General features: G+C 53.2%; 7 protein-coding genes. 2 read left to right on the forward strand and 5 right to left on the reverse strand.

The window, feature by feature from the left end:
* From QQ91_RS02125 to QQ91_RS02135, 3 genes are all read right to left on the reverse strand, one after another.
* Nucleotides 1-614, reverse strand: a 614-nt coding sequence (locus QQ91_RS02125; protein WP_166283843.1) for a DUF2157 domain-containing protein, incomplete at its 3' end; no start/stop codon positions are given.
* A 229-nt stretch (nt 615-843) separates the two neighbouring features.
* Nucleotides 844-1,896, reverse strand: coding sequence for a D-alanine--D-alanine ligase family protein (locus tag QQ91_RS02130; protein ID WP_166283845.1), 1,053 nt, complete (start codon nt 1,894-1,896; stop codon nt 844-846).
* 2 nt (nt 1,897-1,898) lie between these two features.
* Complete coding sequence (locus QQ91_RS02135; RefSeq protein WP_166283847.1) at nt 1,899-3,023, reverse strand: KamA family radical SAM protein; 1,125 nt, start codon at nt 3,021-3,023, stop codon at nt 1,899-1,901.
* Nucleotides 3,024-3,207: 184 nt separating this feature from the next.
* Here QQ91_RS02135 and QQ91_RS02140 point away from each other — a divergent pair, with 184 nt between their 5' ends.
* Together QQ91_RS02140 and QQ91_RS02145 are read left to right on the forward strand one after the other, a co-directional pair.
* A complete protein-coding gene (locus QQ91_RS02140; protein ID WP_166283849.1) occupies nt 3,208-3,987 on the forward strand; it encodes a VanW family protein in 780 nt (259 codons plus the stop codon).
* The gene (locus QQ91_RS02145; protein WP_166283851.1) at nt 3,980-5,029 is read left to right on the forward strand and encodes an Ldh family oxidoreductase; all 1,050 of its coding nucleotides are present in this window, start codon (nt 3,980-3,982) and stop codon (nt 5,027-5,029) included. Before QQ91_RS02140 ends, QQ91_RS02145 begins: the two co-directional genes overlap by 8 nt.
* A 135-nt stretch (nt 5,030-5,164) precedes the next feature.
* On the opposite strand, the gene QQ91_RS02150 is transcribed toward QQ91_RS02145, so the two are convergent.
* Nucleotides 5,165-6,652 carry a tetratricopeptide repeat protein gene (locus QQ91_RS02150; RefSeq protein WP_166283853.1) on the reverse strand — a complete coding sequence of 496 codons (1,488 nt, stop codon included), beginning with the start codon at nt 6,650-6,652 and terminating at the stop codon, nt 5,165-5,167.
* Nucleotides 6,649-8,115 carry a helix-turn-helix domain-containing protein gene (locus QQ91_RS02155; protein WP_166283855.1) on the reverse strand — a complete coding sequence of 489 codons (1,467 nt, stop codon included), beginning with the start codon at nt 8,113-8,115 and terminating at the stop codon, nt 6,649-6,651. The genes QQ91_RS02150 and QQ91_RS02155 overlap by 4 nt, the downstream gene beginning before the upstream one ends.
* Nucleotides 8,116-8,197 lie beyond the last annotated feature (82 nt).

Here is an 8,197-nt window from a genome sequence, read left to right on the forward strand (position 1 = left end):
TCTGTCCAAATTGTGCTTTGTCGTCTTGGATATTTTACCTGAGCATTGGCAGTGTCTATTATTTGGAAGTCCCTAAGTCGCCCATCCAGGAACCAGTGGCCGTAGCTGATCAGCATCAGCCCCCAGGCCACAACGCCCAGGGACGTGAGGCGCAGACCATAGGCCATGCCCAAGACGCCCAGACTCCAAATCAGCAGCAGTTCATAGAGAAACCCGCTTTGATGAAACATCTGCGACATCAGGCCCAGATTGGCCCCGAGGACCAGGCTGCCCGTTAGCAGTAACCCCTGACCCAGCCGTTGTCGTCCTGGCTGTCGCCAGAGGAAAAAGCCGGTGCTGTTGATGCCCAAGAATAGGCTTAGGAGCAAGATGACGCGCACCGATCGGGACCAGTCCTGCCAGTTTGCCGCCACAAAGGTAATGGCTCCCAGGCCCAAGAGAATCCCGCCGAGTCCCAGGAGAATCGCGATAAAGCGAAGGCTGGTGGCGGTTTCAATGCTTTTAAACTGGTATCGGTCGGCGAGCTGTTCGTAGAGGGCAGCATCAATGAGGCCGTCCTGCCACCATTGCTCGGCCTCCTCGCGCAACTGTCGCCGGAATTTTTCTGTACCCATGATGGTTGATGAACGTGATAACGATGAACGTGATGGTAAGGGCAGGGGGGCGGTCATGGCAGCCCGTGAGCAGGGGAAAATGCAGCGGCAGAACAGGGGGAAAGCACAAGGGGAAATCGCCCTGGGTCAGGTTGATCTAGCCTGGGTAGAAACAGGAACGGGACGGAGGTGATGGCTTTGATCCTAGCTTGTCTGCGCCAGGGTCGGGAGGGGATTGTTTTGAGCGTGATCAAAGTGAGCGTTGCGCCGCTGGAGGGTCCAGTTCTGGACAGGGAGAGTGTCCCATCGAGGTTCTACCCGTCGCTGGCCAGCGCTGTTGCACCGTCTCTAGGATTGCCGCAATCAACTGGCCATAGGAGAGTCCCTCTGCTGCGGCAATTTTTGCCAGGGATCGCTGGGGGTGCAGGGTGGCATCGGCATTCACATCCAGAAGGTAGGCTGATCCTGTGGCCGTCACCCGAAAGTCAAAGGTGGCGTAGTCCAGGGGATGTAACAACTTAAACAGGGCGATCGCCGCTGCTTTGGCGTCCTGAAACGGTGCCTGGGAGAGGTCAACCCGAACCTTTTGATCGCCCCCCTGCCGCTTGCGCGGCAAATCCAGCATTTGATCCTGGAGCGGTTGGGCCTCAGCTGTTAAGGTTTCCACCCCGCCCAGCACCTGGCACTGTGCATCCCCCCCCACCAGCCCAATCGTGATTTCTCGTCCAGGGATAAAGGCTTCACACAGAACTGGGACGTGAAACTGTTGGTGCAGGTGATCCACCTGCTGCTGGAACACAGTCAGACCCGCAGTATTGTCAAACCGACTTAGCCCCAGGGAATAGCCCTCACAGGTCGGCTTCAGTACCGATTGGGGCCAGGGAGGAAGGGCCATCGGGACGACCCCCAAGCCAAACCGCTGCCATTCAGGAGTTAGAATTCCACACCAGTGCAGCAGCGGCTTGAGCCAATCTTTGTTGAGTACCAGGCTTTTACTGGCCGCATCCCCCCCGGTGTAGGGGATTTGCAACTGTTCTAAGAGGGCCGGAGCGATCGCAGTGCGGCTGCGGGACTGGGCGCGAACCGAAAGGTTCCAAACCAGATCGGGGCGCAAGCCCGCTTGATAGCGTTCTAGCAATTGGGTCACCGATCCGATGGACTCCACCTGGTGTCCCAGGGTGGTGAGGGCCTGGGTGAGGGCCGCCACCTCCTCGTTTTCGCGCCAGTGGTAGTGGGTTTGGGCAACGGCCCCTGGCTGGGACAGCAGATCGGTGGCGGTTTCAAACAGTAATCCCACTTGCATGCTTACAGCCAAACCTGATGCGGGGTTAAGGGCCGCAGTTCAACCCCCGCCTCCGGCGCCCCCCGCCGCACCTGATGCCAGCGTATCACCAGATGCTGGGGTTGCCCGCTGGTCAGGCCCACCAGTTCCACCTTCCCGGCCCCGCAGGTGAGAATGTAGCGAAATCGTTTAATCGATCCATTGCAGCGCTGCCGCACCGCTTCCACAAGGCGCAAGCCCTCTAGGATCGGGAGTTGGAAGTGAGTTGCGTGCTTCACTGGCCGGGGATGAAAAAGATATTGGGGGGTCACCCCCAGTAAATGGAGCTGGTAAAAGAGCTGGAACAGCGTATCTGCTTCATTGTTCACGCCTTTAATCAAGGGGATCTGAGCGGTCAACAGGCAGCCGGCTTGCCGCAGCTGAGCGAGGGCGGCCCTGGCTGCTGCCGTGATTTCCCTGGGGTGGTCAAAGTGGCATTGCACAATGATTTGAAAGCGATGGCTAAACTCTTGCAACAGCGTCAGCAGGGCTGGGTCCGTGGTAAACCGGCTGGGGAGGAAGGCGGGCAGTTTTGAGCTAATGCGGATTTGCCGCAGATGGGCCATGGGACTCAGGGCGGTGAACAGGTTCCGCAGCCGCTGAGTATGGCAAATCATTGGATCGCCGCCCGAGAGCAGCACATTATCAATTTCAGGATGGGCCTTAAGATAGGCGATCGCCTCCTGCAGATCCTCGATGGTTTCCTGGGTGAGCACATCGCGGCTCATTAAGCGCCGCCGAAAACAGTAGCGGCAATGACCCGCACAGGCCTGGGTGACAATCAGCACCGCTGTTTGCTCGTACTTGTGCTGCAACCCTGGCAAGATGGTGGAGGCTTCCTCGCCGCTGGTATCTAAATCCCCCGCGAGATTGTCCTCTAGGGGGGAGGGCAGGAGCAACTGCCGCAGCGGGTCTGCTGGGTTCTGCCAGTCAATTAAATCGGCGTAGCCCAGGGGCACCATCATGGGGAAGCTGGCCTTGGCGGCGATCGCTCGCTCCTGATCCGGTGCCGCCAGCGGCAGCCAGTCTTCCACCTGGCGCGATTGCTGCAGGCTGGCAAGGAGCTGATCGCGCCAGTGGGGTGGAGAGGAAACAGCGGCAAAGCTCATGGTTCAAGGGCCTCCCTCAAGCAGACATTTAAATCCTGATTATGGGGGGGATTTCCAGGTCGGGCATTAGACTTTACAACTGTTTAACGATCCCCCCCCGCAGGACACTCAACATTCCGTTACGGTTTAGTTTGTCCCCGAGGCATCTGCGGTAAAAAGAAGGCAGTGGGTTGGGGGACCATCGATGCAGTCTGCCTTAAGACAACTCAAGAAATCCATTTATCAGGCGCAGAAAGACTGGCGGCTACAGCAGCGGCTGGGGCCAATGCGCTACGGACAGCAGCACCCTGCGGCGTCTGAGGCCTTTGGGCATCTGTGGAGTCGCGCCCAAACCCCCATCAAGCAGCGATCGCCCGATCCCCAGGTGAACGCCCAACGCCTCCACAACATGCAGCTCGCCCTCCAAACCCTGGACGGCGTGGTGTTGCACCCTCAGGAATGGTTTGGATTTTGGCAGCAGGTTCCTGCGCCCACCCTGGGCAATGGGTTTCAGGCTGGCCCCATGCTGGTTCGCGGCCAACTCACCCAGGCGGTGGGGGGCGGACTGTGCCAAGTCTCCACCACGATCTTTCAGGCCATGCTCTGGGCCAACTTAGACATTCTAGAGCGCCACAATCACAGCATTGATGCCCACGGCGCGGATCGGTTTTTCACCCTGGGTCAGGATGCCACCGTTGCCTACGGCTATAAAAACCTGCTGGCGCGAAATCCGACGATAACGCCCCTGAGGTTGGGCATCGCGCTTTCCGCAGACGGCAAGCAGATGACTGCGGAAGTTTGGGGCCAGGCCCCCAATCCTCAGCAGGTGCAGGTCAAATCCGAGATTCTCCGCGAAATTGCCCCCCAGCCCCCCCATTCCCGCAACGGCTGGCAGGTCAGCACCCGGCGCTGGGTCTGTCGCGGCACTCCCGAAACCTGGCAGCTGAGCTATGAATCCTTGGATACCTATCATCCCCATGGCTAATTCTTTAACGGTTTCAGCGCATACCCTTCGCGCTTTTCTGAACACAGTCCTGGATCCCCACGGGCTTTTGCCCGCCGTAGAACAGGCGGTGGTTGAGCATTTGGTTAGAGCCAACCTGCGCGGTGTGGATTCCCACGGGCTCCAGCAGATCATGGGCTACGATCGCAGTCTCCGATCAGGACGGATTAACCCTCGCCCGCAGATCACGATTCACCCCAGACGCGGCGCCATCCTAGAGGTACAGGCTGATGGCAGTCCGGGACAGTATGCGGCCCAAGTTGCTATGGAAACGGCGATCGCCCAGGCCAGGGAGACCGGCATTGCCCTGGTGGGCATTACCCATAGCAATCACTTTGGCATGGCCGGATACTACGTCCAGCAGGCCGCTGCCGCTGGGATGATTGGCTTTGCCACCAGCGATACCAACGTGGTTGACCTGGCTCCCTACGGCGGCAAGAGCGCCAAGCTGGGAAATAACCCCATGGCCTGGGGACTACCCACGGGAACGGAGATTCCCTTGGTCTTGGATATGGCCACGGGGGCCGTGAGCGGCGGCAAGATCAAGCATTTTGCCTACCAGGGGATCTCCATTCCTGAAGGCTGGGGCTTAACACCAGAGGGAACAGTGACCCAAGACGGCAATGAGGTGGCGGTGAATTTAGCGGCCTCTTACAAGGGATCGGGATTGGCGCTGATTGCGGATCTGCTGTGTGGTCCCCTGCTCGGAACAGCCGCGGCCATGTTTAAGCAAAAAAGCATTCCCGATGCGGCCAATGGCACCGGCCATCTGTTGGGGGTGGTGGATATTTCAGCCTGGACCGATTTAGACCGTTTTACGGCACGAGTCCAGGCCGCGATCGCTGAACTCAAGGCCACTCCTCGCCTGGAGGCCAATCAGCCTCTGTACTATCCAGGGGAACTGGAAGGCCTGACGGAGCAGGTGCGATCGCGTTCCGGCATTCCGGTGCCGGTTAAACTGGTGGAAACCCTGGCGGATTATTTTGGGGCGGATCGGGTTCAAGAATTTTTTGACGCAGGGTAGGAGCCGCTGGGCAAGAATGGGTTTCGGGGAGGGTGCGGGGCCCCACACTTCACTGTAGACTGCGTCAAGGTTGGCATTCAATTTTAGTTTAGGCTGTCGCCCCTATAGGCTGCTTTACTGATTCACCAGCAGGAACTATCTAATGCCTACCCACTTAAAAGCTCGCTTAATGAGCAAGGCAAAAATAATTCGTCCATCGGCTGCTGACCAAGGTGGAATTTGAATTAAACTAGCTAAGATTGAGCTGAATCCCGATAAAACTTGGCAACTTTGAATTTTAGCTAAACCTAATGCCATTAACCCACAGGCTTTGTATAGAGCAGGCTGAAAAGAAACGTGTTCCGCAGCCTTTAAGGCCTGCGTTGCAAGAAATAAAGCCTGTTGAGAATCACCCAGTCCGCTGTAGACATAGGATAACTGTGAATAGCATTGAGATTCAAAATGGTCATACTTAAACTGATGCGCGAGCTGAAGGCCAAACTGCGATTTCTCAATCGATAATTGAGCCTCATCTTGCCAACAGTAGATAAAACCGAGCAGCATAGCTGCTTGACATTGGACACGAACATTGCCAAGTTCTTGAGCTTCTAAGGTAACCTGTTCTAAGGCCTGAATGGCTTTATGAAACTGAAGTTGATAACAGTAGGTAGCGCCCAAATCAATGAGGTTGATTAACTCATCATGTCGATTGACACCTTGATTTTTCAGCGTTAATCGCTGTTGTAAACATTGACTTGCTTGTGCATGTTTTCCCATCTGCGAATAGCAAATTGCCATAGCGCCTAGGGCCATCCATTGACTTTGCGTATCTGAGTGTTCCTGCGATCGCATCATGGACTGAGCTGCATAGTGTATTCCCTTCCGATATCGGCGAAGAAAATACGAACTGTATGCCAACCCGGCCATCGCCCGCCCAGAACCATATGCAATTTCATCAGAATTATCTGCATCCAGCAGTTCTACAGCACTTTGAAGCTGTTTCAAGAACAATTCTTGGGCCAATTCATATTTACCCCAATACAAATAGCAAAATCCAAGCCCTTCTAAAGCCTGTGTAATGGCCTGTACATTCCTTTGGGCTTGAGCAATGTGTAAACATCCTTCAAAAAAATGAACAGCTTGAGAATATTGACTCAAATAAGTATGGGCATTACCTAAACCTCGTAGGCATAGCATATCCATTTGAGCATCGACTTGTCCTAACAAGGCTTGGAAAAGTTGAACTTGTTCATGGACGAGGCCCCATAGCTCAAGCTGTTGGTAGAGGGGGTAAGAGCCGTTGGCAGGAACATAGAATAGAAGCTCACAAAGCCAAGTCCAGGCTTTGAGCTGCTCCAGAGCATAAACACCCTCCATCAATCCTTTGACCTGTTCTTTCACACTAGAAGGATGACTATGCTGATATTGATTGAGCCAAAAGTAAGCTGCTCGGAGGTGAGCAGTTTCCTGAGCGGTTAAATTCCGAGGAGACGATATTCCACTTCTATTCTGAGCCACAGACTGAATCGCCTGGACCTGTTCTACCTGTCGGATTAATTGGCCTTGAGGGGTAAGCTGACAGCCCGATAAATCCTGGATTCTCCACTGATGAATGGTCAGGGGAGAATGAGGGTGATCCTTCATATCAGCAATACCCTATCCAGATATTTAAGATGTCGTAAGGCAACACTTCGAAGCAGATTGTGTAATCGATAGACAAGACGACTGTTTTGGACATCAGCTTCCAGGAGGAATCGACGTTGGAGGCTCTGAAAGGCGAGATTTTGCTCTATCGGATTTGCAGCACAAATCATAATTAACCACCCTTCTTTTGGAGTTGCCCCACGGTAGACGGATCCCATGCACAATAACTGGTAGGCAAGAGGATGTTGTTGCCGTATTCGCTCAAAAGTCTTCTCCATGCGCTGCTCTACGAGGTCTGTCAAGTTCAGACTGTAACCTTGCAAATTTAAATTGTCATCAAATTTAGGCTGTTCCATGGATTGATTTTTCGCAAATTCTAAGGCTTCAATTTCCTTGCCATACTCATTCCAGTAAGCGGTAATATTATTTCGAAAAGGTGCATCTGCTATTTCGCCCGCGATAACCCGAAGTGCGAGTGGATGACCTTCATAGGCTTGACAGTACCGAAGCAAGTACTCCTGTTCAAGATCAGATTGAGGCATAATCTCCCATAGAGAAAACAAGTGAAGGGATTCATCGAGAGAAAGTCCTTGTAAAGATTCTTGGTAAGTCCTGGTAATATATTTTCCTTGCTCTAAAACAGGTGGATAAACTTGGGAGGTTACAATGAAGCGTGATGCCATTGCAGTGGCAGCAAGATATTGAGAGAAAAATTCTTCAAGGGATGGGTCCTGAAACTTAAAGACTCCATTTTTTGCAGCTACCAAAATGTCTTCCAGGGTGTCTAAAATGATCAAGACTGGATGCTGCTGAAGGTGCTTCACCAGGAGCGTAACCATGTCAGAGACGTTCTGCCTTAAATCTCTGGATTTTTGGATGGACTCCCCCAGCACTTGAGCCGCCAGTTCTTCAAAGGAATCCTGGGAGTCACTACATCGCACAAAATAGATCCGATGAAATCGCTCAATAATCGCGGGTTCCAGTACCAGTCGAGCAGCTAAAGCTGATTTACCAATTCCACTCATCCCCACTAAATATAGTATCCAGCAATCCGCCAAGATTTTTTGAGATAACCTCTCGATCTGGAATTGGCGGCCAACCCAGCGAATTTCTTGGGCTTCGATTTGCACTGGAGCCGGGTTGCTGAGCTTAGCCACAGCTTCAGGTATTGCTGACTTTAAATTAGTCTGTGAAACTTGAGTGAGTTGATAACGTTTTAAGACTGAGCGAAAATTTCGCTTGGAGACGGGTTCCCCTATCGCAAAAGAGAGCGATCGCCATAAATCAGCAGCCACATGCTTAATATGATCATAATCGTAACCAGATTGAAGAGCAAGCTGTTGATACGTTTCCCCAAGATTTGATCCATACAAAATATACCACTGCAGATCCGTCAGTTTAAAGTCAAGATTTAACCCATAATACTGTTCAATTAGTTTTTGCCAAGTTGGATCTTGCTTCATTCAAGGGTAGTCCTAAACCTGTAAGGATGCATTGTAATGATGGATGAAGTACCAGATAGCGCCAATATGGTTCTCCAGCTTC

It is taken from the genome of Lyngbya confervoides BDU141951, assembly GCF_000817775.3.
GTDB lineage: Bacteria > Cyanobacteriota > Cyanobacteriia > Thermosynechococcales > Thermosynechococcaceae > Lyngbya > Lyngbya confervoides.

Coding starts and splice junctions, on each gene's coding strand:
- QQ91_RS02130 (WP_166283845.1), bottom strand. CDS start 1,896: ATGCAAGTGGGATTACTGTTTGAAACCGCCACCGATCTGCTGTCCCAG.
- QQ91_RS02135 (WP_166283847.1), bottom strand. CDS start 3,023: ATGAGCTTTGCCGCTGTTTCCTCTCCACCCCACTGGCGCGATCAGCTC.
- QQ91_RS02140 (WP_166283849.1), top strand. CDS start 3,208: ATGCAGTCTGCCTTAAGACAACTCAAGAAATCCATTTATCAGGCGCAG.
- QQ91_RS02145 (WP_166283851.1), top strand. CDS start 3,980: ATGGCTAATTCTTTAACGGTTTCAGCGCATACCCTTCGCGCTTTTCTG.
- QQ91_RS02150 (WP_166283853.1), bottom strand. CDS start 6,652: ATGAAGGATCACCCTCATTCTCCCCTGACCATTCATCAGTGGAGAATC.
- QQ91_RS02155 (WP_166283855.1), bottom strand. CDS start 8,115: ATGAAGCAAGATCCAACTTGGCAAAAACTAATTGAACAGTATTATGGG.